This is a genomic window from Cellulophaga sp. 20_2_10 (assembly GCF_023476645.1).
GTDB lineage: Bacteria > Bacteroidota > Bacteroidia > Flavobacteriales > Flavobacteriaceae > Cellulophaga.
On sequence record NZ_JAMCOJ010000009.1, the window covers coordinates 40,694 to 66,421 of the forward strand.

29 protein-coding genes are annotated in these 25,728 nt (G+C 33.7%); 13 read left to right on the plus strand and 16 right to left on the minus strand.

The genetic code is table 11. The features are described 5' to 3' along the window. Positions 1–33: 33 nt before the first annotated feature. Entirely contained in the window at positions 34–1,779 is a 1,746-nt protein-coding gene (locus tag M4I21_RS14705; RefSeq protein WP_249559988.1) for a M14 family metallopeptidase, read from the plus strand. On the opposite strand, the gene M4I21_RS14710 is transcribed toward M4I21_RS14705, so the two are convergent. Further along, positions 1,780–2,367 (minus strand): NUDIX hydrolase, encoded by a 588-nt coding sequence (locus M4I21_RS14710; RefSeq protein ID WP_249559989.1) that lies wholly within the window; start codon positions 2,365–2,367, stop codon positions 1,780–1,782. A 7-nt stretch (positions 2,368–2,374) separates the two neighbouring features. Here M4I21_RS14710 and pyrE point away from each other — a divergent pair, with 7 nt between their 5' ends. Together pyrE and M4I21_RS14720 are read left to right on the plus strand one after the other, a co-directional pair. Beyond that, the gene (pyrE, locus tag M4I21_RS14715) at positions 2,375–3,019 is read left to right on the plus strand and encodes an orotate phosphoribosyltransferase (protein WP_249559990.1); all 645 of its coding nucleotides are present in this window, start codon (positions 2,375–2,377) and stop codon (positions 3,017–3,019) included. 1 nt (position 3,020) lies between these two features. Further along, a complete protein-coding gene (locus M4I21_RS14720; RefSeq protein WP_249559991.1) occupies positions 3,021–3,413 on the plus strand; it encodes an SRPBCC family protein in 393 nt (130 codons plus the stop codon). On the opposite strand, the gene M4I21_RS14725 is transcribed toward M4I21_RS14720, so the two are convergent. Further along, entirely contained in the window at positions 3,410–4,141 is a 732-nt protein-coding gene (locus M4I21_RS14725) for a biotin--[acetyl-CoA-carboxylase] ligase (protein WP_249559992.1), read from the minus strand. The genes M4I21_RS14720 and M4I21_RS14725 overlap by 4 nt on opposite strands. Positions 4,142–4,234: 93 nt before the next feature. On the opposite strand from M4I21_RS14725, the gene rsfS reads away from it, so the two are divergent. From rsfS to M4I21_RS14755, 6 genes are read left to right on the plus strand one after another with little or no spacing between them, the layout of a single operon-like run. Continuing rightward, positions 4,235–4,612: a ribosome silencing factor gene (gene rsfS, locus M4I21_RS14730; protein ID WP_249559993.1), complete on the plus strand. Its 378-nt coding sequence runs from the start codon at positions 4,235–4,237 to the stop codon at positions 4,610–4,612. Positions 4,613–4,621: 9 nt separating this feature from the next. Then, positions 4,622–6,604 carry an ATP-dependent zinc metalloprotease FtsH gene (gene ftsH / locus M4I21_RS14735; protein WP_249559994.1) on the plus strand — a complete coding sequence of 661 codons (1,983 nt, stop codon included), beginning with the start codon at positions 4,622–4,624 and terminating at the stop codon, positions 6,602–6,604. 31 nt (positions 6,605–6,635) lie between these two features. Beyond that, the gene (locus tag M4I21_RS14740) at positions 6,636–7,244 is read left to right on the plus strand and encodes an LUD domain-containing protein (protein WP_249559995.1); all 609 of its coding nucleotides are present in this window, start codon (positions 6,636–6,638) and stop codon (positions 7,242–7,244) included. 2 nt (positions 7,245–7,246) lie between these two features. After that, the gene (locus tag M4I21_RS14745; RefSeq protein WP_249559996.1) at positions 7,247–8,050 is read left to right on the plus strand and encodes a phosphatidate cytidylyltransferase; all 804 of its coding nucleotides are present in this window, start codon (positions 7,247–7,249) and stop codon (positions 8,048–8,050) included. Then, on the plus strand, positions 8,040–8,705 hold the full coding sequence (locus tag M4I21_RS14750; RefSeq protein ID WP_249559997.1) for a phosphatidylserine decarboxylase family protein: 666 nt from the start codon (positions 8,040–8,042) through the stop codon (positions 8,703–8,705). The genes M4I21_RS14745 and M4I21_RS14750 overlap by 11 nt, the downstream gene beginning before the upstream one ends. Continuing rightward, positions 8,698–8,967: an acyl-CoA-binding protein gene (locus M4I21_RS14755; RefSeq protein ID WP_249559998.1), complete on the plus strand. Its 270-nt coding sequence runs from the start codon at positions 8,698–8,700 to the stop codon at positions 8,965–8,967. Before M4I21_RS14750 ends, M4I21_RS14755 begins: the two co-directional genes overlap by 8 nt. Positions 8,968–9,021: 54 nt before the next feature. Here M4I21_RS14755 and M4I21_RS14760 read toward each other — a convergent pair whose 3' ends face one another. Continuing rightward, the gene (locus M4I21_RS14760; protein WP_249559999.1) at positions 9,022–10,362 is read right to left on the minus strand and encodes an FAD-dependent oxidoreductase; all 1,341 of its coding nucleotides are present in this window, start codon (positions 10,360–10,362) and stop codon (positions 9,022–9,024) included. A gap of 165 nt (positions 10,363–10,527) precedes the next feature. Continuing rightward, on the minus strand, positions 10,528–11,076 hold the full coding sequence (locus tag M4I21_RS14765; RefSeq protein WP_072304982.1) for a ClpP family protease: 549 nt from the start codon (positions 11,074–11,076) through the stop codon (positions 10,528–10,530). A 115-nt stretch (positions 11,077–11,191) separates the two neighbouring features. Here M4I21_RS14765 and M4I21_RS14770 point away from each other — a divergent pair, with 115 nt between their 5' ends. Further along, positions 11,192–11,890 carry a hypothetical protein gene (locus M4I21_RS14770; RefSeq protein WP_249560000.1) on the plus strand — a complete coding sequence of 233 codons (699 nt, stop codon included), beginning with the start codon at positions 11,192–11,194 and terminating at the stop codon, positions 11,888–11,890. On the opposite strand, the gene kynU is transcribed toward M4I21_RS14770, so the two are convergent. Further along, complete coding sequence (gene kynU / locus M4I21_RS14775; protein WP_249560001.1) at positions 11,891–13,165, minus strand: kynureninase; 1,275 nt, start codon at positions 13,163–13,165, stop codon at positions 11,891–11,893. It abuts the gene before it with no gap. Positions 13,166–13,225: 60 nt separating this feature from the next. Here kynU and M4I21_RS14780 point away from each other — a divergent pair, with 60 nt between their 5' ends. Further along, positions 13,226–13,867 carry an O-methyltransferase gene (locus M4I21_RS14780; protein ID WP_249560002.1) on the plus strand — a complete coding sequence of 214 codons (642 nt, stop codon included), beginning with the start codon at positions 13,226–13,228 and terminating at the stop codon, positions 13,865–13,867. Here the strand turns inward: M4I21_RS14780 and M4I21_RS14785 are convergent. From M4I21_RS14785 to M4I21_RS14830, 11 genes are all read right to left on the minus strand, one after another. Beyond that, the gene (locus tag M4I21_RS14785) at positions 13,845–14,405 is read right to left on the minus strand and encodes a phosphatase PAP2 family protein (protein WP_249560003.1); all 561 of its coding nucleotides are present in this window, start codon (positions 14,403–14,405) and stop codon (positions 13,845–13,847) included. The two genes, M4I21_RS14780 and M4I21_RS14785, sit on opposite strands and share 23 nt — an antisense overlap. Before the next feature lie 4 nt (positions 14,406–14,409). After that, positions 14,410–14,691 (minus strand): Sec-independent protein translocase subunit TatA/TatB, encoded by a 282-nt coding sequence (locus M4I21_RS14790; RefSeq protein WP_283771789.1) that lies wholly within the window; start codon positions 14,689–14,691, stop codon positions 14,410–14,412. Positions 14,692–14,789: 98 nt separating this feature from the next. After that, a complete protein-coding gene (locus tag M4I21_RS14795; protein ID WP_249560005.1) occupies positions 14,790–17,105 on the minus strand; it encodes a M1 family metallopeptidase in 2,316 nt (771 codons plus the stop codon). 59 nt (positions 17,106–17,164) lie between these two features. Then, positions 17,165–17,665, minus strand: a complete 501-nt coding sequence (locus M4I21_RS14800; protein WP_249560006.1) for a DUF6702 family protein — start codon at positions 17,663–17,665, stop codon at positions 17,165–17,167. A gap of 129 nt (positions 17,666–17,794) precedes the next feature. Beyond that, positions 17,795–18,379 carry a BamP family beta-assembly machinery protein gene (locus M4I21_RS14805; RefSeq protein WP_249560007.1) on the minus strand — a complete coding sequence of 195 codons (585 nt, stop codon included), beginning with the start codon at positions 18,377–18,379 and terminating at the stop codon, positions 17,795–17,797. After that, on the minus strand, positions 18,366–18,494 hold the full coding sequence (locus M4I21_RS18585) for a hypothetical protein (protein ID WP_283771790.1): 129 nt from the start codon (positions 18,492–18,494) through the stop codon (positions 18,366–18,368). The genes M4I21_RS14805 and M4I21_RS18585 overlap by 14 nt, the downstream gene beginning before the upstream one ends. Before the next feature lies 1 nt (position 18,495). Then, positions 18,496–19,227 (minus strand): carboxypeptidase-like regulatory domain-containing protein, encoded by a 732-nt coding sequence (locus M4I21_RS14810; protein ID WP_249560008.1) that lies wholly within the window; start codon positions 19,225–19,227, stop codon positions 18,496–18,498. 2 nt (positions 19,228–19,229) lie between these two features. After that, on the minus strand, positions 19,230–19,964 hold the full coding sequence (locus tag M4I21_RS14815) for a carboxypeptidase-like regulatory domain-containing protein (RefSeq protein ID WP_249560009.1): 735 nt from the start codon (positions 19,962–19,964) through the stop codon (positions 19,230–19,232). Positions 19,965–19,966: 2 nt separating this feature from the next. After that, positions 19,967–20,659, minus strand: coding sequence for a BamP family beta-assembly machinery protein (locus M4I21_RS14820; RefSeq protein ID WP_249560010.1), 693 nt, complete (start codon positions 20,657–20,659; stop codon positions 19,967–19,969). A 35-nt stretch (positions 20,660–20,694) separates the two neighbouring features. After that, positions 20,695–21,450, minus strand: coding sequence for a BamP family beta-assembly machinery protein (locus M4I21_RS14825; protein ID WP_249560011.1), 756 nt, complete (start codon positions 21,448–21,450; stop codon positions 20,695–20,697). Positions 21,451–21,453: 3 nt separating this feature from the next. Next, on the minus strand, positions 21,454–22,194 hold the full coding sequence (locus M4I21_RS14830; RefSeq protein WP_249560012.1) for a BamP family beta-assembly machinery protein: 741 nt from the start codon (positions 22,192–22,194) through the stop codon (positions 21,454–21,456). Positions 22,195–22,343: 149 nt separating this feature from the next. On the opposite strand from M4I21_RS14830, the gene pepE reads away from it, so the two are divergent. After that, positions 22,344–23,036: a dipeptidase PepE gene (pepE, locus tag M4I21_RS14835; protein ID WP_249560013.1), complete on the plus strand. Its 693-nt coding sequence runs from the start codon at positions 22,344–22,346 to the stop codon at positions 23,034–23,036. A 130-nt stretch (positions 23,037–23,166) separates the two neighbouring features. Next, positions 23,167–25,728: a phage tail-like protein gene (locus M4I21_RS14840; protein WP_249560014.1), complete on the plus strand. Its 2,562-nt coding sequence runs from the start codon at positions 23,167–23,169 to the stop codon at positions 25,726–25,728.

Consider the following 25,728-nt stretch of genomic DNA (forward strand, 5'->3'; position numbering starts at 1 on the left):
AATTGTATTTTAACAAAATTGAAAACTACCAAAATGAAAAAAATTATAGGTCTTTTTAGTCTATTATGCATAATTGCTTGTAGCGAAAAACCAGAAGACAAAGAAAAAGATTTTCAAACTTTTTTTGAAACCAGCAACGGACTAGAAACTCCTACATACACAGAAGTTATTGACTTTTACATTAAACTTGCTAAAGAGTTTCCGCAAATAAATGTGCTTACTATTGGGGAAACAGATAGCGGCCTGCCATTGCATTTGGTAACCTATAATCCAGATGGTGAATTTAACTTTAACAAGCTAGAAGACAAAACCGTAATTTTAATAAACAACGGCATACACCCAGGAGAGAGTGATGGTATTGATGCTACTATGCTTTTGTTTAGAGATTTAGTGGTAAACAAAATTGGAGCACCAAGAAATACGGTACTAACTACTATTTCTATTTATAACGTTGGCGGTGCATTAAATCGTAATTCAACGTCTAGAACCAACCAAAATGGCCCTAAAGAATATGGATTTAGAGGTAATGCGCAAAATTATGATCTAAATAGAGATTTTATAAAGAACGATACCAAAAACGCAAGATCTTTTGCTGAGATCTTCCACTTAACAAAACCAGAAATCTTTATAGACAACCACGTTAGTAATGGTGCAGATTACCAGTACTCTTTAACGCACCTCTTTACACAACACAATAAATTGGGTGGCGATTTAGGGAACTATTTACATACAGAAATGATGCCTACACTAGAAACATCATTAGAAGAAATAAACTGGCCAATTACGCCCTACGTTAACGTTTTTAATACTGTTCCTGAAAAAGGATTTTCTCAATTTATGGATTACCCCAGATACTCTACCGGCTACACAACTCTATGGAATACCTTAGGTTTAATGGTAGAAACGCATATGCTTAAACCTTATAAAAAACGAGTTATGGGGACGTACTATCTAATGCAGAAAATGATAGACATATCTGAAAAAGATGGTGAAAAAATTAAAGAATTAAGAGCTAATGCTTTCGCAGCAGATCAAGAAAAAGCAACTTACCCTATACAATACACCATAGACACTACTAAAACATCTACTTTAAACTTTAAAGGGTATGAGGCAGATTTTATAGAGAGTGAAGTTACTGGACTTACTAGACTAAAGTACGACAGGTCTAGACCGTTTACAAAAAAGGTAGAATACAAAAATTACATAAAGCCTACTAAATTTGTTACCATACCAGAAGCATACATTATTCCTAAAGGATGGAAAAAAGTGATTCCGTTTTTAGAGGTTAACAAAATAAATTATACCCAACTAGAAAAAGACACCGTTATAAACGTAGCATCTTACAGAATTAAAGATTACCAAACGCGTAAATCTGCTTATGAAGGTCACTACCCTCATAACAACACAACTGTTACTAGCAGTATGCAAAATGTACAATTTTTAAAGGGCGATTATTATGTACCTACAAACCAACCAGGTTTACGTTACATATTAGAAACACTAGAGCCAGAAGCTATTGACTCATTTTTTAATTGGAACTTTTTTGACACAATTCTACAACAGAAAGAAGGCTTTTCTCCTTATGTTTTTGAAGACGTTGCTGCACAGCTATTAAAAAATAACCCTGCTCTTAAAGCAGAATTTGATCTTAAAAAATCTGAAGACGAAAGTTTTGCTAGTAGCTGGTACGCACAGTTAGATTGGCTGCACAAAAAATCTCCTAATTATGAAAAAGCACACTTACAATATCCTATATACAGAGTATTGAAGAGTAACTAATTACTCTTCAAACAAAATTTTAATGTTAGCATAAGAATTCTCTAAGGCCTTGGCAATTTTCCCAGGGCCTTTCCATTTCACCTTCTCTATACCCTCCTCTTTTTGTCCAGTAAGCTCTCCTTCATAAGAGGTATTCATAGCAAACCAATGCACCTCCTTTAGTTTATATTTACCATTACGCTTAAAAATATGGTAGGTAATTTTTAACAAGTTTTCAATTTTTAAGCCTTGCACACCCGTCTCCTCCTCTACTTCTCTAATAGCGCAATCCTCAATAGTTTCGCCTTTATCTAGTTTTCCTTTAGGCAAATCCCACTTATCATTTCTATAAATAAAAAGTACTTTACCCGCATCATTTGTTACCACGCCACCGCCAGCAACAACAATAGGAATATTCTTGGCAAATTTCTTTAAAATCTCCTCTTTATTAGGATGATAGATGTATGCCTTAGGCAATTTATTCTTAGACAAGGCTTTTATAGCCTCATTAATTGCCTCCCCATTTAATAAAAAATATTTATTATCTGCGATATCTGACAGTTTATTTGTCAAAATCAAGGGCAATTCATTCACAAAAACTTTATACATTTGCGGTATGGTTTTAAATAAAGACACTGCAAAAAAAACAGCCGAACTTCTATTGCAAATTAATGCAATTAAGTTGAAACCAGAAAATCCTTTTACATGGGCTTCTGGATGGCAATCTCCAATCTATTGTGATAATAGAATTATTCTGTCATATCCTATTATTCGCAACTACGTTCGCGAAGAAATGGCTAAACAGGTAGAAGCTCTATACGGCAAACCAGATGTTATTGCTGGTGTAGCTACTGGTGCCATTGGTATTGGTATGCTTGTTGCAGAGTATTTAGGACTTCCGTTTGTATACGTTAGACCAGAAGCAAAATCGCACGGCAGACAAAACCAAATAGAAGGCCATCTATCTCCGAACCAAAACGTTGTGGTAATAGAAGATCTAATTAGCACAGGAAAAAGTAGTTTAAATGCTGTAAAGGCTCTTAAAGAAGCTGGCGCCAACATTAAAGGCATGGTTGCCATTTTTACTTACGGTTTTGATGTTGCTGAAGAAAATTTTAAAAGCGAAGATATAGAATTACATACATTAAGTGACTACCCTAACTTAATACAACAGGCGTCTGACACTAACTATGTTCAAGAAAAACAATTAAACACACTACTGCAATGGAAAAGTAATCCAGCAGTATGGAAACCAGAATAATATGCATATAGAAGCACCAAAAAAAACAGTAGCTAAAAGCGATAAAGAGGTTTTTGATTTCTTAATTGATATTAAAAATTTTGAAAAACTAATGCCAGATAACATTAGTAAGTTTGAAGTATTAAGTGAAGATAAATTTCTTTTTGCCCTTAAGGGGATGCCAGAAATCGTTTTAAAATTAAAAGAACAATATCCTAACAATAAAATAATATTAGGAGCTGCTAGCGAAAAATTACCTTTTACATTAACAGCAGACATTACTAGTCTTTCCGCAACAGAAACTGAAGTTACTTTAAGTTTTGAAGGCGAATTTAACGCTATGATGGCAATGATGATCAAAGGCCCTATCACTAAATTTATAGATACATTATCAGAAAACCTACAGGTTATCTAATATAACAACTGTATTTCTTTTAAGTTATATTCTTTAAAAATATTATCCTCTAGTAGAACTATTAGTTTTCCGCTAGAGGATACTCCTTTTATAAAGCCCATAAACAACTCTCCTGCATTATCTTTAAATGTTGATGGCTTATTTACTCTAAACATAATTTCTTGGTACAAGGCTCTTAATGCATCAGGATTCTCCAAAAAATCTTTTGTTACGTATTTTTTTAATTTCTGAAGTATACTATTTAAAACTTCATCCAAATTAAAAGTTTCTCCTTTTAATAATTTTAAAGAGGAGACATTTGGCAAATTATTGAACAATAATTGATTTACATTTAGCCCTATCCCTATAATTGAAGATTGTATTTTACTGCCAATCAATATATTTTCAATTAAAATACCACAAATTTTAGAGTTAGCTGACAGAATGTCGTTTGGCCACTTTACAGCCAAACTAGGTATATTTAACTGTTGCAGAGCTTCGTACATCGCCAAAGAAACACACATATTTAACAAAAACTGATCTGCAACCTCCAAACCTCCTCCCTTCTTCAATACACTAAAAGTCAAGTTTTTACCGGGCTCAGCCAACCATTGCGTACCCATTTGCCCACGTCCTTGCAATTGATTTTCGGTCACAACTACAGTAAAATCGTCTACATTAGCAGAGACAATTAACTGCTTTAAATACTCGTTTGTAGAGTTGGTGGCATTAAGTTTGATTATGTGCATATGTGGATTATTATAATATTCTGCAATCTTATGTTAAAAACAATAGTTAAAAAAACAAAAAAACAATAACTTTGTATAATCTAAAATTTTTGAATGCAAAAAAATACAACTAGTGCAGACGAACTAATCGCTTTAATTTTACAAGGGATTGATGATGTTAAAGGGCACGATATAAATTTACTTGATCTTAGGGATATAGACAACACTGTTTGCGACTATTTTATAGTTTGCAATGGTACCTCTAATACGCATGTTAATGCAATAGTAGGTTCAGTACAAAAAACCGTTAGTAAAGCAATTCACGACAAACCTTGGCACGTAGAAGGATCAGACAATTCTGAGTGGGTTTTACTTGACTACATAAATGTTGTAGTACACGTTTTCCAAAAACAAATAAGAGAGTTCTATGATATAGAAGGACTTTGGGGAGACGCAAAAATTACCGCAATAGAAAGTAGTTTTAACCAGTAAAAAAAAATAATGGCAAAAGATAATAGCACAAAACCTACTAAACCTAAATTCAACTCTTGGTGGATCTACGGTATTTTAGTAGTCTTAATCATAGGATTTCAGTTTTTAAGCAGTGATGGTTTATCATCAACTAGCAAAAAAACCACATCAGAACTATTAGAATACATCAAAAATGGAGATGTAAACAAGGTTATTGTAATTACGAATGCTAAGTATGCTAAAGTATACCTTACTAAAGAAGCATTAGAAAAAGATACCCACAAAACTGTTGCTAAACCTAGTTTTTCTCTAAACCCTACAGAATCTCCTAGTTACATTGTGAACTATGGTGATTTACAGAATTTTGAGAACGAGTTAAAGAAAGTAAAAAGTGAAAATAGCTTAGATACCAAAATAGAATATGGTACTGAGTCTAACACGTTTGAAAATCTTTTATTTACGCTATTGCCATTTGTACTAATCATAGGTATCTGGATATTTATGATGCGTAGAATGTCTGGTGGTGGCGCTGGTGGTGGCGGTGGCCAAATATTTAACATTGGTAAATCTAAAGCCAAGTTATTTGACGAAAAAACAGATACACGTACTTCTTTTAAAGATGTTGCTGGTTTAGAAGGTGCAAAAGAAGAAATAGAAGAAATTGTTGAGTTCTTAAAAAACCCAGAAAAATATACATCTTTAGGTGGTAAAATACCTAAAGGAGCTTTATTAGTAGGCCCTCCAGGTACGGGTAAAACATTACTTGCTAAGGCAGTTGCTGGTGAAGCTAAGGTTCCTTTCTTCTCTTTATCTGGTTCTGACTTTGTAGAGATGTTTGTAGGTGTTGGTGCTTCTAGAGTACGTGACTTATTTAAACAAGCAAAAGATAAATCTCCTGCAATTATTTTTATAGATGAAATAGATGCTATTGGTAGAGCTCGTGGCAAAAACAACGCTACAGGATCTAACGACGAAAGAGAAAACACATTAAATCAATTGCTAACAGAGATGGATGGTTTTGGAACCAACACTAATGTTATTGTTTTGGCTGCCACTAACCGTGCAGATGTTTTAGATAAGGCATTAATGAGAGCTGGTCGTTTTGACAGACAAATTTATGTAGACCTACCAGACATTAGAGAACGTAAAGAAATTTTTGAAGTACATGTGAAGCCAATTAAAACAGCTGAAACATTAGATTTAGATTTTTTAGCAAAACAAACTCCTGGTTTTTCCGGAGCAGATATAGCTAACGTTTGTAATGAAGCGGCATTAATTGCTGCTCGTAAAGAGAAAAAATCTGTAAACAAACAAGATTTCTTAGATGCCGTTGACAGAATTGTTGGTGGTCTTGAAAAGAAAAATAAAATAATTACCCCTAAAGAAAAGAAAACTATTGCTTATCATGAAGCTGGTCATGCAACCGTAAGTTGGATGCTAGAACACGCTGCGCCATTAGTAAAAGTTACTATTGTACCTAGAGGACAGTCTTTAGGAGCAGCTTGGTACTTACCAGAAGAGCGTCAAATTGTTCATACAGAACAAATGTTAGACGAAATGTGTGCTACCCTTGGTGGCCGTGCTGCAGAGAAAGTTATTTTTGATAAAATCTCTACTGGTGCACTAAGTGACTTAGAAAAAGTGACGAAGCAAGCAAGAGGTATGGTTACTGTTTATGGTTTAAATGACAAAATAGGAAACCTTACGTATTACGATTCTTCAGGACAAGATTCTTATGGTTTCTCTAAGCCTTACAGTGAAGAAACTGCTCGTGTTATTGATGAAGAGATTTCTAAGTTAATTGAAGAGCAATACGTAAGAGCTATTGAGCTTTTAGACAATAACAAAGACAAGCTTACAGAACTAGCTGAACGTTTACTAGAAAAAGAGGTTATCTTTAAAGATGATTTAGAAAAGATTTTTGGAAAAAGACCTTTTGATAAAGACGTTAGAGAAAACGCTGAAGAAGAAGCTAAGAAAGACGCAGCTGCTAATTCTTCTGAGGAAGAATAGTACATATAGATTACAAATTTTAAAGATTTTAATGAGCATATTTGGTAAACTTTTTGGAGGTAGTAAAAAAAAGAGTTCTGATGTACCCGCAGAAAACCGCGGAGTGCATATGCCAGAACTAGACTTACCTATAGACGAAAAGTTTACCATCTATTTTAAAAAGAATGGCGGTAAATTTATCTATTGCGATTCTGAAGATGAAGTTTCATTAGCTCTAAAAAACATAGTAGAAGAAAATAACTGGCAAGACAGTTCTTTTTTTCATTTAGATGATAGATTAGAAAGAAAATTTGCAAGTGAGCATTTAAAATTTTCTAAATCTGCACAACAAAGCACCGTGTTTTTTACAACTTGCGAGCATCTTATTGCTCAAAATGGTTCAATCTTAATTTCTTCTAATCAATTAAAAGAAAGAAAAATGAACGAACTTCCTGATAATTTTATTGTTTACGCAACTACCAGTCAGCTTACACCAAGTTTAGGTGACGGTTTAAAAAGCATAAAAAGTAAGTACCAAGGAAGCATCCCTGCCAATATTACAACCATAAAACACTTTCAATCTAACATAAAAGAAGAAGATTTTTTATCTTATGGTAGTACATCTAAGAACTTATATCTTATCTTAATGGAAGATTTATAAGTATGAAAGAGATCTTAAAAAGGGGAATAACAGGTATTGTTTACGTATTACTTTTATTATCGGCTGTATTCTTAAATTCAGATGCATTCGATTTTTTATTTATGGCTTTTGGCTTAGCTTGTTTGTTTGAGTACAAACGTATTGTTAAACTAAAAGGCTATTATGTATTTGTAGCATACCTAGCCTTATGGTGGGCCTATATTTACCTTATTAAAAGTGATTGGATTATAAACGTACTCCTTATTGCTACGCTACTTATAGACTTCTTTTTACTTTATTTCTTATTTTCCAAAAAAGAAATAAGCTTTAAACCTTTTCATAAATTTTTAATCGCACTATTTTTTCTAGGAGGCGGTTGTATTTTTTTAACTATGATACCTTATAGAGGTGGTGGCTTTGAAAAAATATTAATTATGGGAATTTTTATTTTGATCTGGGTAAACGATAGTTTTGCTTATTTAGTAGGCCGTAAATTAGGGCGTACAAAACTTTTTCCATCAGTATCACCAAAAAAAACAATAGAAGGCGCAGCAGGAGGTTTAATTTTTGCTTTAATTGCTGCATATATTATTTCTATATTTGAAACAAACTTAAGTATTATACAATGGTTTATATTAGCCACTGTAATTGTAGTAACAGGGAATTTAGGCGATTTAATAGAGTCTAAATTCAAAAGAAAAGCTAACGTAAAAGATAGCGGAGCAATTTTACCAGGGCACGGAGGCATTTGGGACCGTTTAGACAGCCTTGTTTTTGCTGCACCATTTGCATTTTTAACTTTAATTATATTTTCACATGTTTCATAAAGAGGGACAAAAAATTATCATTATTACATTTATATTAGTAACCGCTGCCGTAATAGCTGCCGATTACTTTGTAACCCTAAATTGGCTAAAACTAGCTTTACAACTTACTGCTTTAGTATTCTTAATATTGATATTACAATTTTTTAGAAACCCTAAAAGAAAAGTAGTAAAAAGCTTTGATGACATTCTTGCTCCTGTAGATGGCAAAGTTGTAGTTATTGAAGAAGTTGAAGAACCAGAATATTTTAAAGGAAAACGTAAACAAATTTCTATTTTTATGTCTCCTATAAATGTACACGTTACAAGATACGCCGCTTCTGGCTCTGTAAAGTACTCTAAATATCACCCAGGTAAATATTTAGTTGCATGGCACCCTAAAGCAAGTACGGAGAACGAACGTACAACGGTTGTTATTAACACTCCAAAGTTTGGAGACATCTTATACAGACAAATTGCTGGTGCATTAGCAAAAAGGATTGTAAATTACGCTAAAGTTGGCGATAGTGTTCACCAAGGTGAAGATGCCGGTTTTATAAAATTTGGATCTAGAGTAGATATTTACCTACCTTTAGATACTGTTGTAACCGTAAAACTTAACCAAAAAGTAACTGGCGCTAAAACTTGTATTGCAACCTTACCTAATAAAGATGACTAATGATAAGCTACATAAAGAGTTTCTAGAATCTGTGGAATATGTAAACAATTACGTAAACCCTTTGCCTGCAGACTTACTTTTAAAATTATATGCATACTACCGTATTGCACATAAGAACTTTGACAATCCCGGCAGTACAACACCACTTATAAATGCTTTTAAAGCTAATGCCTTAATACAAGCCAAAAACCAAAGCACAGATGAGGCCATGCAAAACTATATAGACCTGGTTGATAAGGAAATTAGAAGCAACAAGAACTAAAGACGTATAATACTATATAAAAAAAGACCGCTTTTAAAGCGGTCTTTTTTTATTCTATAATAGTTCAATTATTTTTTGCACAACAGTATCGCTATCCCAATTCTCTTCTATATTAGGTAGCTTCATTATTTGCTGCATAATAGCTTCTTGCTCGTCTCCTAAAGCTAAAGCTTCTGCATAAGGTCTATTACTAAAAGTTACTCTAGAGTACACTGGTAGCCATTTTTCTGGGTAGGCTGTTGCAAATTTTTTCTCAATTTTTTTCTGTATCAGAAATAAAGGATCAGCAGTTTTGCTACTCATCTCTACAAAATTTCTATAACTAAGCTCTGCTATAGCATCTGCATTAGGCTTGCGTTCTTTTTGATACTCTTCAAAAGCTAGCTTCCAATTATCTGGGTATTTTTCTAACATATTTGTTAGCACAAAAATATCTTCAAAACCAGCGTTCATTCCTTGACCATAAAAAGGAACTATTGCGTGTGCAGAATCACCAACCAAAGCTGCTTTATCCCAGTATGTCCAAGGAAAACATTTCATTGTTACCATTGCACTTGTTGGATTTTTAAAGAAATCATCAATAAGGTTATCTAAGTCTAACATAACATTGGGAAAATGTGTAGAGAAGAACTCCCTAGCTTGTTCCTTTGTGTTTATACTTTCAAATGACGTATCTCCTTCAAAAGGCATAAAAAGCGTACAGGTAAAGCTCCCATCTATATTAGGCATTGCTATAAGCATAAACTTACCACGCGGCCATATATGAAAAGAATGTTTATCTAACTTATGTGTACCATCTTCATTAGGGAGAATAGACAACTCCTTGTAACCTACTTTTATAAATTCTTGCGAATAATCAAAGCCACTACGTCTTTGCATTTTATGACGTACTCTAGAAAAAGCACCATCACATCCAAAAACACAGTCGAACTTATACTCTTCCCAGACTCCTTTTTCAGATTCCCCTGTAAATATTTTTGCTTCAGGCAAATCTACATCCCATACTTTTTCAGAAAAACGAAACTCTGTCCCTTCGGCTTCTGCCAAATCTATCATTTTCCTATTTAAAAGTCCTCTAGAAGTAGACCAAATAGCTTCCTCTTCTTTACCATATTTTTGAAAATACAAAGGCACGCCATCTACGTGCATTGCCCTTTGGTACAATGGTATTGCTATTTTTTTAATTTCATCTTCTAAACCTACCTGCTTTAGAGCGTTCCAACCTCTATTACTCATTGCTAAGTTTATAGAGCGCCCAGAAAACTCTACGGTACGTATATCTGGTCTTCTGTCAAAAACAGTAACCTTATGCCCTTCTTTTCTTAAGTAAATGGCCAATAAAGAACCTACTAATCCGGAGCCGACTATGGCAATGTCTTTTGGAGATTGTGACATATTTTATGTGTGTAAAGAAATTAAGCAAAATGTTAAAATTATACTAGAAAGACATCTAAATACAGCCTAATACTCGTATATATTACACATCCGCGTTATGCGTCTATATATAAAAAAGTCCTTCACAATTTTATTTTTATGAAGGACTTTTTCTTTTAACAAATCTTATTCTAATATTCCGTCTACTATTCCGTAGGCTACAGATTCTTCTGCGTTCATCCAGTAATCTCTATCAAAATCTTTCATTACTTTTTCAAAATCTTGACCACAATTATCTGCTAAGATTTGTGCACTTAATTCTCTGGTTTTTATAATTTCTTCTGCTTGTATTTGTATGTTAGATGCCTGACCTCTTGCTCCTCCACTTGGTTGGTGAATCATTACTTGAGCGTGTGGTTGTATAAAACGTCTTCCTTTAGCACCTACAGATAACAATATAGAACCCATAGAAGCTGCCAAACCAGAACAAACTGTAGAAACAGGACTTTTTAAAGACTTAATAGTATCATAAATAGCAAAACCTGAAGTTACATAACCTCCTGGGCTGTTTATAACAAACTGAATTTCTTCACTTCCCTGTAAATCTAAATACAACAAACGATCTATAACGTGCTTTGCAGAGTCATCATCTACCATACCCCATAAAAACACTTTTCTTTCATTCAACAACTTTTCATCAATTGCTTCTTGAACTTTACCTTTTTTTGAACTCATTGCCTATTTTATTTACATCAAAAATAATCAATTTATTTATAAAGTACGCAGCTACATTTCATCAATCTAAAAAACATACTACAAAACACAGTATCTTTGTTAAAAATTAAACTTTATGCGTAAAATATTCACTTTTATTTTAGTTGCCTCTCTGCTTACCTCTTGTAAAGAAACTAAAAAAGAGGACACTACAACACCTACAAAAACACAAGAACCAGCAAAAAAAGAGCTTACTATATTAGACAGCGTAGCTAATGCTCACGGTTTTGAAAACTGGAAAAACATTACACAATTACAATTTACCTTTAATGTAGACCGAGACGGCAACCATTTTGAGCGTACTTGGAACTGGCGCACAAAAAGCAATGATGTTTTAGCAATGACTGCCCAGGATACCCTTGCTTACAATAGAGCTAGTATGGATTCTATTGCTAAAAAAACAAATGCTGGTTTTATAAATGACAAATATTGGTTATTAGCTCCTTTTAACCTGGTTTGGGATAAGGACAATATTACATTTACCACAGCTAAAAATACAGAAGCTCCAATTAGCAAAAAGTCAATGCAAAAATTAACGATTGTATATGGCAACAATGGTGGTTACACTCCAGGAGATGCGTACGATTTTTATTTTGAAGACGATTACTTACTTAAAGAATGGGTTTACAGAAAAGAAAATGCTGCAGAACCATCTATGAGTACTACTTGGGAAAATTACACAGAACAAAACGGATTAAAAATTGCCTTAGACCATAAGAATGCCGAAGGCAATTTTAAATTATATTTTACAGATGTAAAAAGTATTCGCAAGTAACTATTGCTTTTGCAAAATACCCTCTTTTAAAATTTGTCCAAAACGGTACATATCTTCAAAAGAACAGTAAAATGGTGCAGGAGCTAAACGTATTACGTTTGGCTCTCTCCAATCTGTTATTACTCCGTTTTTCATTAAGTAATTAAACAATTCTTTTCCTTGGCCGTGTAATAACACAGACAATTGTGTACCTCTTTCTTTAGGTGTAATTACCTCAAAACTGGCTGCCTCTACCTCTTTATCTATTTCTTGTAACACAAACTCTAAGTAGCTAACAATTATATCTCTTTTCTTAATTAAAGCAGGCATACCAACCTCTGCAAACATTTCTAAAGATGCTAAATATGGTGCCATTGCCAATACTGGAGGATTACTTACTTGCCAAGAATCTGCTGTGTAACTAGATTCAAATTCTGGTTTCATTAAAAAACGAGTCTCTTTCTTAGAACCCCACCAACCTTCTAGTCTAGGAATAGTATCGTCTGCCAAATGTTGTTCGTTTACATATATACCAGATGCATTTCCTGGCCCACTATTTATATATTTATAACTACACCAAGATGCAAAATCTACATTCCACTCATTTAATTTAAGTTCTACATTACCTGCTCCGTGCGCTAAATCCCAACCTACAAAAGCACCAGCATCTTGTCCTGCTTTTGTTATTGTCTGCATATCAAAAACCTGGCCGTTGTAATAGTTTACCCCACCAATTAAAACTAATGCAAGCTCATCTCCTACTTCGTTAATTTTTGCAACAATGTCTTCTGTACGCCAAAAATGCTCTCCGTCTCTTTTTTTAACCTCAACAATAGTATCCTTAGGATCGTAACCGTGAAACTTAACCTGACTAGTTAACATATACTGGTCTGATGGAAACGCTTTTTCTTCGCAAATAATTTTAAATCGTTTTGCTGTTGGTCTATAAAAAGAAGCCATTAAAAAATGTAAGTTTACGGTTAACGTATTCATTACACTCACTTCTTTTGTTTTTGCTCCTAACAATGCTGCCATTGGTGGCGCTAAACGTTCGTGATAGTCCCACCATGATTTTTCCGCATAAAAATGGCCCTCTACACCTAACTGCGCCCAATCTTGCATTACATCGTCTACAAACTTTTGCGCTGTCTTTGGTTGTAAGCCTAAAGAGTTTCCTGTAAAATAAATAGCATCCTTACCATTAATTTTAGGAAAATAAAACTGATCTCTATATCCTTTTAATGCATCATTAGCATCTAACTCTTTAGCAAACTCTAAGGTATTTTTAAACTGCATCTATTTAAATTTTATTCAAAAATAAGAAATCAAAATAACTATTTTTGCAAAAACTTTTTTATGCATTTTTTATCGTCCGTACTAGAAAACTATATTGCCAATAACTCCGAGAATGAACCTGAAGTTTTAAAAGAGCTTACCAGAGAAACACATTTAAAGGTTATACAACCTAGAATGCTTACGGGGCATTTTCAAGGCCGTGTACTTAGTATGCTATCTAAAATTATATCACCAATACATATTTTAGAAATTGGCACGTATACTGGGTATTCTGCTATTTGTTTAGCTGAAGGACTGCGAAAAAATGGAAAACTACACACTATAGATGTGAACGAAGAACTGAGCCATATACAACGAAAGTATTTTGAGAAAAGTGGTTTTGCTGATAAGATTGATGCACACGTTGGCGATGCTTTGGATATTATACCAAAATTAGATGTTACTTTTGATTTGGTTTTTATTGACGCCGAAAAAAGAAGTTATCCTGCTTATTTTGAAGCTGCTCTTAAAAAAACAAGACCTGGAGGCATTATTTTGTCAGACAATGTACTTTGGTCTGGTAAGGTTATAGAGCCATTAAACCCTAAAGATGTTGCGACTAAAGTATTACTAGACTATAACAAAAATTTAAAAGATGATCCTAGGGTAGAAACTGTTTTACTGCCAATTAGAGACGGACTTACGTTAAGTAGGGTGCTGTAACCTTTTTACTAATCTTATACAATACAAAAGCAGAAATTATACCTACCAATGCCCCAACAGTAATATCTAAGGGGTAATGCACACCAACGTATATTCTACTTGTACAAAATAGTATTGGCCATAGATAAGCTAAATAAATCCACTTGTATTTATTGCGCAAAACAAGAACCACAATTGTTGTTAAAGAAAATGATGAAGATGCGTGTCCAGAGAAAAAACTGTACCCTTTAGCCTTTACCACTACGCGTATAAGATCTCCTAAAGCAGTATCGCTACTTGGCCTTACTCTAGCCACAAAATCTTTAGTTAAATTGGTTAGCAACATTACAAAAAGAAAAACAGCAACTATAGTAAAAAAATCTACTAAAGCTTGTTTCTTGGGTCGCTTGTAAAAAACTAGAATAAGAAAAAAAACATAAATAGGAATCCAAGTTGTTATATTGGTTACTATAGACCAAAAATAATCATACTCTTCTAAACCAAGATTGTTTAAATAGATAAAAGTATCCTTATCCCATTGCAAGAGTTTATCTAACATAAAATTACTTTCTCTTAATTACGCCAGTAATGTCTTTTACATCTTCCTTTACCTTAGTAACACTGTCTTTAATGTCTTTGGTAAAGCTAGTATCTATACCTTGCTTTTCTGCGCTTTTAGTAATTTCTTGTTTAATATCTTCGGTAGCATCTTTAAGTTGACGCATACCTTTACCCAAGCCCTTTGCGATATCAGGAACTTTATCTGCACCAAAGACCATCACTACGATAAACATAATGAAAAAAATTTCGCCTCCGCTAATAAATAAGATAAACGTTGAATACATACTACAAATATAATCAGAAGTTTGATTGCACCATAAAAAAAGTCCCACATCTTGAATAATTAACAAGTGTGGGACTTTCTATTTTTTTAGGAATGAAACTATTGCTTCACATTTCCTTTAAATTTATCAAAACCTGACTTCACCTCTTTAGCTGGCCAAGAGTTGTTTGATGTATCAATATCAGCAGTTTCTGCTTTAGGATCAACAACTATACCTACTAATTCTTTCTGAGAAGAGATTACTTTTTTAATCTCTTTATCACTCATTCTCCAAACTTCCGCTGGGTAAGTAACATTTTCTTTAGAACCGTCTGCATAACTATATTCTACTATTAAAGGCATTGGTATACCACCTGGCTTGTTAAAAGTAACTTCGTAAAAGAATTTTGGTTCTTTTACAGCTGCTCTTTCTGCTGCAGTTAAGTTATCCATCATGTATTCTTTTAATGTTTTAGAAACATCAGATGGGTTTTTACCTTTTAAGTTAGCGTCATAATCATCACCATCCATATCAGCTAAGAAAACTAATGGTGGCAAGTCACTTAATTTTAAGTTTCTTTGCTCCATTACATCTCTAATTTGCTTTGGCGGGTTGTTAGACACTTGGTATTTTTTAACTTCTTTAACTCCCATATCTACATAATCTGTAGTATAGAACCAACCTCTCCAGAAATAATCTAAATCTACTGCAGATGCATCTTCCATAGTACGGAAGAAATCTTCTGGTGTTGGGTGTTTAAACATCCAACGGTGAGAATATGTTTTAAATGCATGATCAAATAACTCTTTTCCCATAACAGTCTCTCTTAAAATATTTAAGGCTGTTGCAGGTTTACCGTAAGCGTTAGATCCTAATTGGAAAACATTTTCTGGGTTAGACATTATAGGAGTCATAAAATTCTGATCTCCTGCCATGTAAGGTACTATTTTAGCAGGCTCACCTCTTTGAGATGGGTATTTAGCATTTGGAGCAATTGCTTCTGGAAATTCTTCTCCAAATTCTTGCTCTGCCATATACTGCATAAAAGTATCTAAACCTTCATCCATCCAACCCCACTGACGTTCGTCAGAGTTTACAATCATAGGGAAAAAGTTATGACCAACTTCATGGATAATTACGCTAATCATTCCGTATTTAGTTCTATCAGCATACGAACCATCTTCATTTGGTCTTCCGTAATTCCAGCAAATCATTGGGTATTCCATACCTTGTTGTTTTGCGTGTACAGAGATCGCTTTAGGATAAGGATAATCAAAAGTATGACTAGAGTAAGAACGTAATGTATGTGCTACTGCTTTAGTAGAATACTCTTCCCATAATGGGTTACCTTCTTTTGGGTATAAAGAAACTGCCATTGCTGTTTTACCACTTGGCAATTTAACATTTTGCATATCCCAGATAAATTTACGTGATGTTGCAAAACCGTAATCTCTTACGTTCTTTGCTATAAATTTCCACGTTTTCTTGTCTTTAGAGAAACCTTTTTCTGCAGCTTCTGCTTCTTTTTGTGTCACTATAACTACTGGCTTATCAAAAGACTTAACAGCCTTTTCATAACGCTTCATCATATCTTTAGAGAATACCTCTTTTCTGTTCTGTAATTCCCCTGTTCCATCTAATACGTGATCTGCAGGTACTGTAATGTTTACTTCGTAATCTCCAAAAGGTAAAGCAAACTCGCCACTACCCCAGAACTGATGGTTTTGCCATCCTTCTACATCACTATAAACTGCCATTCTTGGGAAGAACTGAGCAATTACATATGCTTTGTTACCGTCTTTAGGAAAAGACTCGTATCCAGATCTTGCTCTACTTACTGTATGGTCTGGTATGTTGTACCACCATTTAATAGAAAAAGAGATTTGATCTTGACTTTTTAATGCTGTAGGCAAATCTACACGCATCATAGTTTGGTTAATTGTATAAGGTAAATCTTTACCGTTTGAACCTTTTACATGCTGAATTTTAAATCCACCATCAAATTCTGCACCTTTCATATGCGCTCCTGCAAATTGACCTACTGGCACTGCACCTTGTAAAGCAGAACTGTTTCTTAACGCAGACTTATTTCCTTTTTCACGTACGTTCTGATCTAACTGAACCCATAAAAATTCTAAATCGTCTGGAGAATTGTTGATGTAAGTAATTGTTTCTTCACCGTATATTTTTGAGTCTTTATCATCCAACTCAATATCCATTTTATAATTGGCTTGTTGTTGGTAATATGCTGGTCCCGGAGCTCCAGATGCAGACCTATATGCGTTAGGAGTAGAAAACTCTTGGTACATTTGTCTAAATTTGCTCTGGTTGGTATGGCCAGCTTGTCTTTCTGTTTGTTCTTGTTCTTGTGCTTGCACCATTACAGTGGCAAACATAAATAGAACAGCAGCTAAATAGTAGTTAATTTTGTTCATTTTCTATGGTTTTATGTAGGCGAAAATTAACACTTTTTTAGCGATTTGTTAAAGCAACTCTAAAACTTTAACATTCCTTTATTATTTCCACGCGTTAGAACAACACTTTTCTTAATTTTTGGAAACTTAAAATGTACTATGTTTTTTTGTTCTTCATATATATCAGTCAGTATGGTACTTTCTGCTTCAATAGATCTAAGTTCTTCTAATTTAACATTTTGAACCTCTAAGTATATTATTATATTATCTACATCGTATTCTCTACCTATATAATTAACGGCAACTTCTTTTCCGTTTAAAGAAATATGGAATTTTTGTTTTACATATTTCTTTATATAATCTTCAGCTTGTTTGTTCTCGTTTTTAGTAGCTAAATTAGATTTTATGTCATACCGTTGTTTTAACAACTCATCAAAATCATCTATAAAAACTCTAGATGTTATTTGTAATGTATGTTCTTTATCAGAATAGTTAACACTAGTTACGCTTACATAGTATTTATGTAATGCAACAAAAGCAAAAAGGGGCAACACTAATAATAAGAATCTTTTTTTAAACATAATATGTAATTTATAGTCACCAAAAGTACGCAATTGGCGTGCCAAATATATGGTGTAGTTTATTTATTTAATTTGATTTAATACCTATTTTTTTGTTTTAAACTCCACACTTCTTTCGCGCAAATACCCCTATATTTTTAGTTGGTCTTTGGTATTTATTACAACCTGAAAATCATCTCTATACTCACAGTACAACATAAACAAATCTATATTGTCTTTTTCTATCTCTAATTCATTTACAAATAAAGAATCTGCATAAAATCTTTTAACACGCATTGTACGGGCGTACCTATAGTTACGTTTTACTCTTTCTTTTAATCGTTTGGTCTCTCCGTTTAATGCATTTATTAACGATAAAATTGGTCCGCCAGACATTGATGAATACAATTCGCGTTCATCAGATGTAAGTGCTTTTACATTTTGATTAGGCAACCCCAATGACCTACCATCAACAACGGGTTCTAAAGTCAAACTATTTAAGTCTGTAGCTATATTACCAGATAAATAAAATGGCTTTACTACTACCTCTTTTAACTCTGTTAATGCTACTTCTAAAGCTACAACCCAATTATTCTGTTGTAAAATAGCAGTAGTAATTACTATTTTTTTATTTGCAAACTGTACTGCAGAAAACTCAATAGTATCTTTTTCTTGCGCCGGAATAGAAAAATACCCGTTTAAATTTGTAATTGTAGCTTTATTACTCGTAAACACCAACAACTTCTTCTGTTGTGCTCGTTACCGTACCTTCTATATCTATACTTTTATTTTGCGCTACACCAGCCTGCACAAATAAGACTACCATTAACAAACAAAATAGTTTTTGCATATTATTTTTTTTCTTTTAAAAATGACTTAGCCTTCATTTTAAAGAATGCTTTTACAAACACATCGTTGGGTTGCGACATAAAAGCATCAAAATCCTCATCTTGTTCACAATACAATACAAATTCTTGAAGTTTTGCTTCTGGTATTTTTAGCTTAGTAAGAGTTATAGAATCCAAATACTTCTGCTGCATTTTTTGGCCTGTTGTATAGCGTTTATCTCTTGCTACACGCTCTTTTAACATTTTTGTACGGCCGCTTAAGTAATTTATAACTGGGTCTAATGAATTTTTAATCCCATCAAAAGACATAGTTGTGCCAGAAATCAACTCCCTTTCTGCTAATTCTAATGTTTTTACGTTTGCATGAACTAAACCTAAGCTCATTGCGGTTACTTGCGTTCTTTGGTCCAGAACAACCTCGTCTAACTCCTCTAAGGTTTCGTCTAAATTAATAATGTAACTTTTAAGATCTAATATTTTTTGTGTGATAATAATCTGCTTATTTTTAAACTGCACGGCAGAAAACTCTATCGTATCTTTTAAACGAACTGGAATAGAAAAAGAACCATTTTCATTTGTTACAGCACCTTTATTGTTTGTTCTATTTAAAACATACACACCAACAACTTCTTGAACAGTACTACTTACAGCACCCTTTAATTGTACAACCTTATCTTGTGCAGTAGTGAACTGAGTAACCAGAACTAAAAACAAGAAAAATTGCAATTTCTTCATTTTTACTCTTCCTTAAATTTTAAAAACAACTCACTTTTCTGTCGTAAAAAATCCCAAACCACAAGTTCATTTTTCGCTTTAAAAATGCCATCAAATCTTTTATCATACTCGCAATACAACATAAACTCATCTATGCGATCTATAGGAATATCTAAACTTTTTGAAAAAATTGAATCTACATAACTACTTCGCAACTCCTTACTGTGCGCATAACTTTGGTCTCTAGAAGCACGTTCTTTTAACATTTTAGTACGACCGCTTAAAAAGTTTAAAAAAGGATCTATACCAACCTTATTATTCGTGATCCATTTAGTAGCCGTAACAACTTCTCTTTCTGCCAGTGGCAAGGTTTTTACATCTGCATTTGGCAAGCCTAAACTTTTAGCCGTTATAAATGTTCTGTTATCCAAAACAACCTCATCTAACTCCTCTAAGGTTTCGTCTAAATTAATAATGTAACTTTTAAGATCTAGTATTTTTTGGGTGATGATAATCTCCCTATTTTTAAACTGTACAGCAGAAAACAATAAGGTATCTTGCAAAGCTACTTTTAGGGTAAAATATCCTTTAGGATCCGTAATAGTTGCCTTTTTCGCAGATTTATTTAAGACATAGACACCCACAACTTCTTGCTCTTTACTAACTACGCGCCCTTCTAATGTTTCTACTTTTTGCTCTTGTGCTATAGCAAGCTGAGTTAGCACTATAAAAAACAATAAAAGTTGAAAACGCGTCATCCTTAATCTTCTTTAAAATTTAAAAATAATTCACTTTTCTGTCGTAAAAAATCCCAAACCACAAGTTCATTTTTAGTATTTGATATCCCTTTAAATCTTGGGTCGTACTCACAATACAACATAAACTCATCTATCCTATCTACTGGTATTTTTAAATTATTAAAGAATATAGAATCTACGTATCTTGAACGCAACTCTTTACTACGCGCATAAAGATCATCTCTTTTTATACGGTCTTTAAGCATTTTAGTACGCCCACTTAAAAAGTTTATTAAGGGATCTAAACTCATATAATTGTCACCATTATTGGCCGAAAATAATTCTCTTTCCGCCAAAGGCAATACTTCTACATCTGCATTTGGCAAACCCAAACTTTTAGCCGTTATAAATGTTCTATTATCCAAAACAACCTCATCTAACTCCTCTAAGGTTTCGTCTAAATTAATAATGTAACTTTTAAGATCTAGTATTTTTTGGGTGATACTAATCTCCCTATTTTTAAACTGTATTGCAGAAAATTCTATAGTATCTTGTAAGCGAACTGGAATAGAAAAACTTCCGCTTTTGGTTGTAATTGTTCCTTTTTTAGTTGATTTATTTAAAACATATACGCCAAGTACTTCTTGCTCCTGGGCTACAACAATTCCTTTTAACTGCACTATTTTTTCTTGTGCCGTGCTTACTTGCGTTAGCACAGTTAAAAACAAAAAAAAGTACAATTTTCTCATCGTTATTTTCCCTCTATTGTATTTTTATCTTCCTTTAAAAAGACCAAGCTTTTACGTACTAAAAAGTCCCAAATAATAAAATCGTTTTTTTCTCTAGCAAGCGAATTAAACTCGGGATCTAGCTCGCAATACAATATAAATTCTTCTATACGATCTTTAGGTATGTTTAAATCTTTTATAAAAACAGAATCTGCATAAGAATTTCGCATTTCCTGACTACGGGCATAGCGCTGGTCTCTTGCAACACGCTTTTTAAGCATTTTAGTACGACCATTAATTGCGTTTAAAAGCTTGTTCATATTTATGCTTAAACCACCAAACATAGGTCCGTGGTCTGCATCATGTAACAAACGTTCGCTCTGCGGCAATACAATAGCATCTGCATTTGGCAAGCCCAAACTTTTTGCAGACACAAAGGTTCTTTGGTCTAAAACAACCTCGTTTAGTTCCTCTAAAGTTTCTTCTAAAACTATAATGTTGTTTTTACTTTCCAACATTTTTCTGGTTACTATAATATCTTTTTTCTTAAACTGTACAGCAGAAAAAATTATAGTATCCGTCTCATTGGCCGGCATAACAAAAAAACCATTAGCATTGGCTATTGTAGCCTGTCCGCTAGTTGTGTTTATTACATATACACCAATCACTTCTTCTGCGGTACTCATAATAGTACCTTTTACAGCCTTATAAAGAACAACCTGCCCGTTTGCAAAGAAACAGGCGCTTATAAAGATTAAAAAAAGTAGATTTTTCTTCAACCGTTATAGTTTTTTATATTCCTTACTATGGGTTACAAGAAAATCTATAAGCTGAAATTCGTTAGACTTTTTTAATAAAGTTTGCGATGGTATTTTATCATCACAATACTGTAAAAAATTATCTATTTTATCTTGAGCTATTCCTAAATCGGTTACAAAAAAGTCATCTTCGTATACCTGTCTTAAAACCCTACTTATCTTAATTTCTGGTACTTTTGCTTTTTCATCTTTTTTCTTTTTAGACTTTGTTAAGGCCTTAAAAAGATTTATAAAATTAATCCCATTTTGCAACCCTCCGTTTTGAATATCACTATTTGCAACGTTATTTACAATGGTAGTACGGTCTACATCATACTCTACCTGCTTAAACTCTTCGTTCTTAAGCTCTATAAACTTCTCTTGATCTTCTGGACTTACAACAACCTCATCTAATTCTGTAACTTTTTCGTTTACATCTATAATCAAACGATTTTTCTTTAAAATAGCCTCAGTAATAAATACTATTTTAATTTTATAATTCATAGCTGTAAAAGCCAATTGGTCACCTAGTTTTACGTTTATAGTAAAATCACCATCTTGATCTGTAACTACAGCATCTTCTGCTGTAACATTTATAACATCTAAATCTGGTACATTTATATCTCTATAGATAACAGTACCGCGCAATAGTGTGCGCTCTGCATCTTGCGCAAAAACTGTAACAGTGATTAGTAAAAAAAATAATGCGAGTAAATTGTTTTTCATAGTGGTTAGTTTTTAGTGCTTAGAAAATTATTTTCTAAGTATCACTTAAATATAATGAAATGCAATTTACATTCAAAAAAAATAGAGTACCATTAAACTTTTGTTAATTTGTAAAATTGAATTTTAAGAATCTTTTAAAAATATAATGCATGAAAAAGTTATTATTAGCCAGTACATCTACCCTTTTTGGAGAACGCTATTTAGAATACATATTACCAGACGTTGCTTTATTTTTTAAAGATATAGATACTGTAACTTTTATACCTTTTGCCAGACCAGGCGGCATAAGTCACGACGACTACACAGAAATTGCAACTAAAGCATTTGCTAAAATTAATAAAAAAGTAATAGGACTACACACCTACAAAAACCATAAAGATGGTATAGACCAAGCGCAAGCTTTTTTCTGTGGTGGCGGCAATACATTTGTTTTAGTACAAGAACTATACAGCCAAGATGCCATGCCGTATTTAAAAGAAAGTATTGCAAACGGCAAACCATATATGGGTACAAGTGCAGGTAGTAATATTGCTGGTATTACTATGAAAACAACTAATGACATGCCTATTGTGTATCCTCCTAGTTTTGATACTATGCACCTGGTAAACTTTAACATTAACGCCCATTACCTAGATCCAGACCCAAATAGTAAGCACAATGGCGAAACCAGAGAAACTAGACTAAAAGAATTCCATGCATATAACACTACACCCGTAGTTGGTTTAAGAGAAGGTAGTTTTTTACTTGTAACAGCCAATACAATAGAACTTAAAGGCGAGCATACCGCACGTATTTTTGAAGCAAATAAAATACCATACGAAAGCAAAACCATAGATTTTTAAAATACGAACGTACCATAGGTGTTATTTAACGGATACCAATTACATTTTAACCACTGTTTTAGGTGAATACATTTCTTTATTTTATTTTTGTTTGCAATGCGTAATTGCATTTTTAAAACACCCCTATCGTATGAAAAAATTAGTTTTTGGATTATTTTTAAGTACCTGCCTGTTTACCAGCCTACAAGCACAAGTTAAAATTGGCGAAAATCCACAAAACCTAGACGCTAACTCAGTTTTAGAATTAGAAAGCACTACTAAAGCTTTGGTAATTACTAGACTTAGTACGTTACAAATGGATGCAATGACTCCGTTAAACGGAGCATTAATTTACAACACAGATACCAACTGTGTACATTATTACAATGGCACCATTTGGATTAACTTATGTGAAGCAGAAAATGCAGGCGATATCAACTTGGTAGAAAGTCCTGCCAATACGTTTACGTTTACAAATGCTGCTGGTGATGATATTACGTTTGAGACTCCAGAATTTACAGATAACTATACGGGAACTGTTGCTGGTTTACCAAGCGGCATAAGAGTAACAGACGATGGCAATACGGTTAATATTGAAATAAGAAATTTTCCAGGAAGATTGATTAATGAAAATTCTATAAATGCTGATAGACTTACAGATCGTGCAGTAACTAATCTTAAATTAGGAGATGGTAGTGTATCTGAAATTAAAATACAAGATGAAGCAGTTACTACTACTAAAATACGACCAGGCACTAATAACCAGGTTTTAAAAACAGTTGGCTCCAATGTAGAATGGGGAACTTTAGATGCTGCAAGTATTGCAGGTCAAGATTTAACCGTTGATGCTACTTTAGAATTTACTGGTAGTACAACTGGCGTTGGCGCTCTTATTGAAACTGTTGGTATTTCTGTTGCTGATGGCGGAATTACGAATGCAAAATTAGCTCCAGATGCGGTTACTTCTGATAAAATAATAAATGCAACAATAGTAAGTGATGATCTTGCTGATAACGCAGTAATTACTTCTAAAATAACAGATGCAAACGTTACTGCTAGTAAGATTGCTGCAGATGCAATAGACAATACAAAATTAGCTGATGCCGCAGTACAAACTGAAAACATTTTAGATGGCAGAATTGCAACACTAGATATTGCAGATGATGCCGTAACTGCTGATAAAATTGGAAGCGCAGGTGCTGCAGATGCAAACAAAATTCTTGGAACCTCTGCTGCTGGAGATCCAGAATGGCAAAACGCTAGTCAAATTGCTGCTAGTCTAGGCGAAGATGTAATTTCTAGCAATGGCTCTATTTCTGGGGTTGCTGTAAATGCAGCTTTAGCTGCTATGGATTTAGAAGTAAATGTAGATGATACAACTATTGAAGTTGACGCTACAAACGGCTTGCAAATTGTTGCAGGTTCTATTGATAACACCAAGTTAACTAACGACGCAGTAACAGGTGCTAAAATTTTAGACGCATCTATAGAAAGTAATGATATTGCTGATAAAAATATCACGCTATCAAAATTAGCCGATGGTACTACACTAGGACAATTAATGCAATGGGATGGTACAAATTGGGTTTTAGTTGATGCTGCTACCTTAACAGCAGATGGATTAATTGGTAACGAAGTTACCGGACCAACAGATGCAACGCTTCAACTAAATGGTGCTGGAACCCTAGCGGATCCATTAACACTAGATGTTAGTACAGGCGGAATTAATACAGCAGAACTAGCTACAGATGCAGTTACTACAGATAAACTTACTGATGCAAATGTTACTAGGGATAAAATTGCTGATTTAGCAATTAACGATGCTAAACTAGACAAAACAACTATTTCTTTAACTGGTTTTGCCGTTCCAACAGCTGACTTATCTATAGGCTCACAAAAACTAACCAATGTTTTAAACCCTACTGATGCACAAGATGCAGCAACAAAGTTTTATGTAGATGCAGCAGTTACAGCAGGAACCACTGCTTTAGCCTTAAAAGAAAATAGCGCAAATAAATCTAATGACGGTACTTTAGTTGATAACTCTGTAACTGATTTCCCAACAGAACAAGCCGTAAAAACATATGTAGATAGTAAAACTGTTAGTGGCACAACAGGTTCTATCTTTTTTGCTGATGCAACAGGCCAAGCAACAGAAAACAATAGTCAATTATTTTGGGATAACCCAAACAATAGATTAGGAATTGGAAGAACAAACCCTCAAGACAAATTGGATGTCGAGGGACAAATTAGAGCAAGAGATGGATTCGCTGCAACTGGAGGAACAGTTGGCCAACCATCTTATGGTTTTTATACCAATGGAGATACAAATACTGGAATGTTTAGAATTGCTGAAGACCAAATTGGTTTTTCTGTTGGAGGCACACAAGCTCTCAAAATTGAAGAAGATTCAGGCGAAACAAACGTTACTGTAAACGGTGCTTTTTCAACACGAATTAAAAGTATTAATTCAGGAACAACAGCTATTCTTGAGGTTGATGAACACACCGTTATTTTATCAGGAGCTGTAACGAATGTTACTTTTCCTACATCTGCAAGTTTAGGTCAAGTATTAATTCTGAAAAACATTACAATCACCCCATTAACAGCAAGCATAAATTTTATAAATGATATAGGAGCTTCTACTTCTAGTCTTCCTATTGGTGTAACTCAACTACAATATGACGGTGCTAACTGGCAACAAATAAACTAG

Bases quoted from the DNA above. Each gene is read 5' to 3' on its own strand.
- M4I21_RS14760 (WP_249559999.1), bottom strand. From the start codon at position 10,362: ATGTCACAATCTCCAAAAGACATTGCCATAGTCGGCTCCGGATTAGTA.
- M4I21_RS14815 (WP_249560009.1), bottom strand. From the start codon at position 19,964: ATGACGCGTTTTCAACTTTTATTGTTTTTTATAGTGCTAACTCAGCTT.
- M4I21_RS14830 (WP_249560012.1), bottom strand. From the start codon at position 22,194: ATGAAAAACAATTTACTCGCATTATTTTTTTTACTAATCACTGTTACA.
- M4I21_RS14795 (WP_249560005.1), bottom strand. From the start codon at position 17,105: ATGAACAAAATTAACTACTATTTAGCTGCTGTTCTATTTATGTTTGCC.
- pepE (WP_249560013.1), top strand. From the start codon at position 22,344: ATGAAAAAGTTATTATTAGCCAGTACATCTACCCTTTTTGGAGAACGC.
- M4I21_RS14785 (WP_249560003.1), bottom strand. From the start codon at position 14,405: ATGTTAGATAAACTCTTGCAATGGGATAAGGATACTTTTATCTATTTA.
- M4I21_RS14780 (WP_249560002.1), top strand. From the start codon at position 13,226: ATGCATTTTTTATCGTCCGTACTAGAAAACTATATTGCCAATAACTCC.
- M4I21_RS14770 (WP_249560000.1), top strand. From the start codon at position 11,192: ATGCGTAAAATATTCACTTTTATTTTAGTTGCCTCTCTGCTTACCTCT.
- kynU (WP_249560001.1), bottom strand. From the start codon at position 13,165: ATGCAGTTTAAAAATACCTTAGAGTTTGCTAAAGAGTTAGATGCTAAT.
- M4I21_RS14740 (WP_249559995.1), top strand. From the start codon at position 6,636: ATGAGCATATTTGGTAAACTTTTTGGAGGTAGTAAAAAAAAGAGTTCT.
- M4I21_RS14840 (WP_249560014.1), top strand. From the start codon at position 23,167: ATGAAAAAATTAGTTTTTGGATTATTTTTAAGTACCTGCCTGTTTACC.
- M4I21_RS14790 (WP_283771789.1), bottom strand. From the start codon at position 14,691: ATGTATTCAACGTTTATCTTATTTATTAGCGGAGGCGAAATTTTTTTC.
- M4I21_RS14755 (WP_249559998.1), top strand. From the start codon at position 8,698: ATGACTAATGATAAGCTACATAAAGAGTTTCTAGAATCTGTGGAATAT.
- pyrE (WP_249559990.1), top strand. From the start codon at position 2,375: ATGGTTTTAAATAAAGACACTGCAAAAAAAACAGCCGAACTTCTATTG.
- M4I21_RS14765 (WP_072304982.1), bottom strand. From the start codon at position 11,076: ATGAGTTCAAAAAAAGGTAAAGTTCAAGAAGCAATTGATGAAAAGTTG.
- M4I21_RS14810 (WP_249560008.1), bottom strand. From the start codon at position 19,227: ATGAAGAAATTGCAATTTTTCTTGTTTTTAGTTCTGGTTACTCAGTTC.
- M4I21_RS14750 (WP_249559997.1), top strand. From the start codon at position 8,040: ATGTTTCATAAAGAGGGACAAAAAATTATCATTATTACATTTATATTA.
- M4I21_RS14745 (WP_249559996.1), top strand. From the start codon at position 7,247: ATGAAAGAGATCTTAAAAAGGGGAATAACAGGTATTGTTTACGTATTA.
- M4I21_RS14710 (WP_249559989.1), bottom strand. From the start codon at position 2,367: ATGTATAAAGTTTTTGTGAATGAATTGCCCTTGATTTTGACAAATAAA.
- ftsH (WP_249559994.1), top strand. From the start codon at position 4,622: ATGGCAAAAGATAATAGCACAAAACCTACTAAACCTAAATTCAACTCT.
- M4I21_RS14705 (WP_249559988.1), top strand. From the start codon at position 34: ATGAAAAAAATTATAGGTCTTTTTAGTCTATTATGCATAATTGCTTGT.
- M4I21_RS14720 (WP_249559991.1), top strand. From the start codon at position 3,021: ATGCATATAGAAGCACCAAAAAAAACAGTAGCTAAAAGCGATAAAGAG.
- M4I21_RS14725 (WP_249559992.1), bottom strand. From the start codon at position 4,141: ATGCACATAATCAAACTTAATGCCACCAACTCTACAAACGAGTATTTA.
- M4I21_RS14800 (WP_249560006.1), bottom strand. From the start codon at position 17,665: ATGTTTAAAAAAAGATTCTTATTATTAGTGTTGCCCCTTTTTGCTTTT.
- rsfS (WP_249559993.1), top strand. From the start codon at position 4,235: ATGCAAAAAAATACAACTAGTGCAGACGAACTAATCGCTTTAATTTTA.
- M4I21_RS18585 (WP_283771790.1), bottom strand. From the start codon at position 18,494: ATGCAAAAACTATTTTGTTTGTTAATGGTAGTCTTATTTGTGCAGGCT.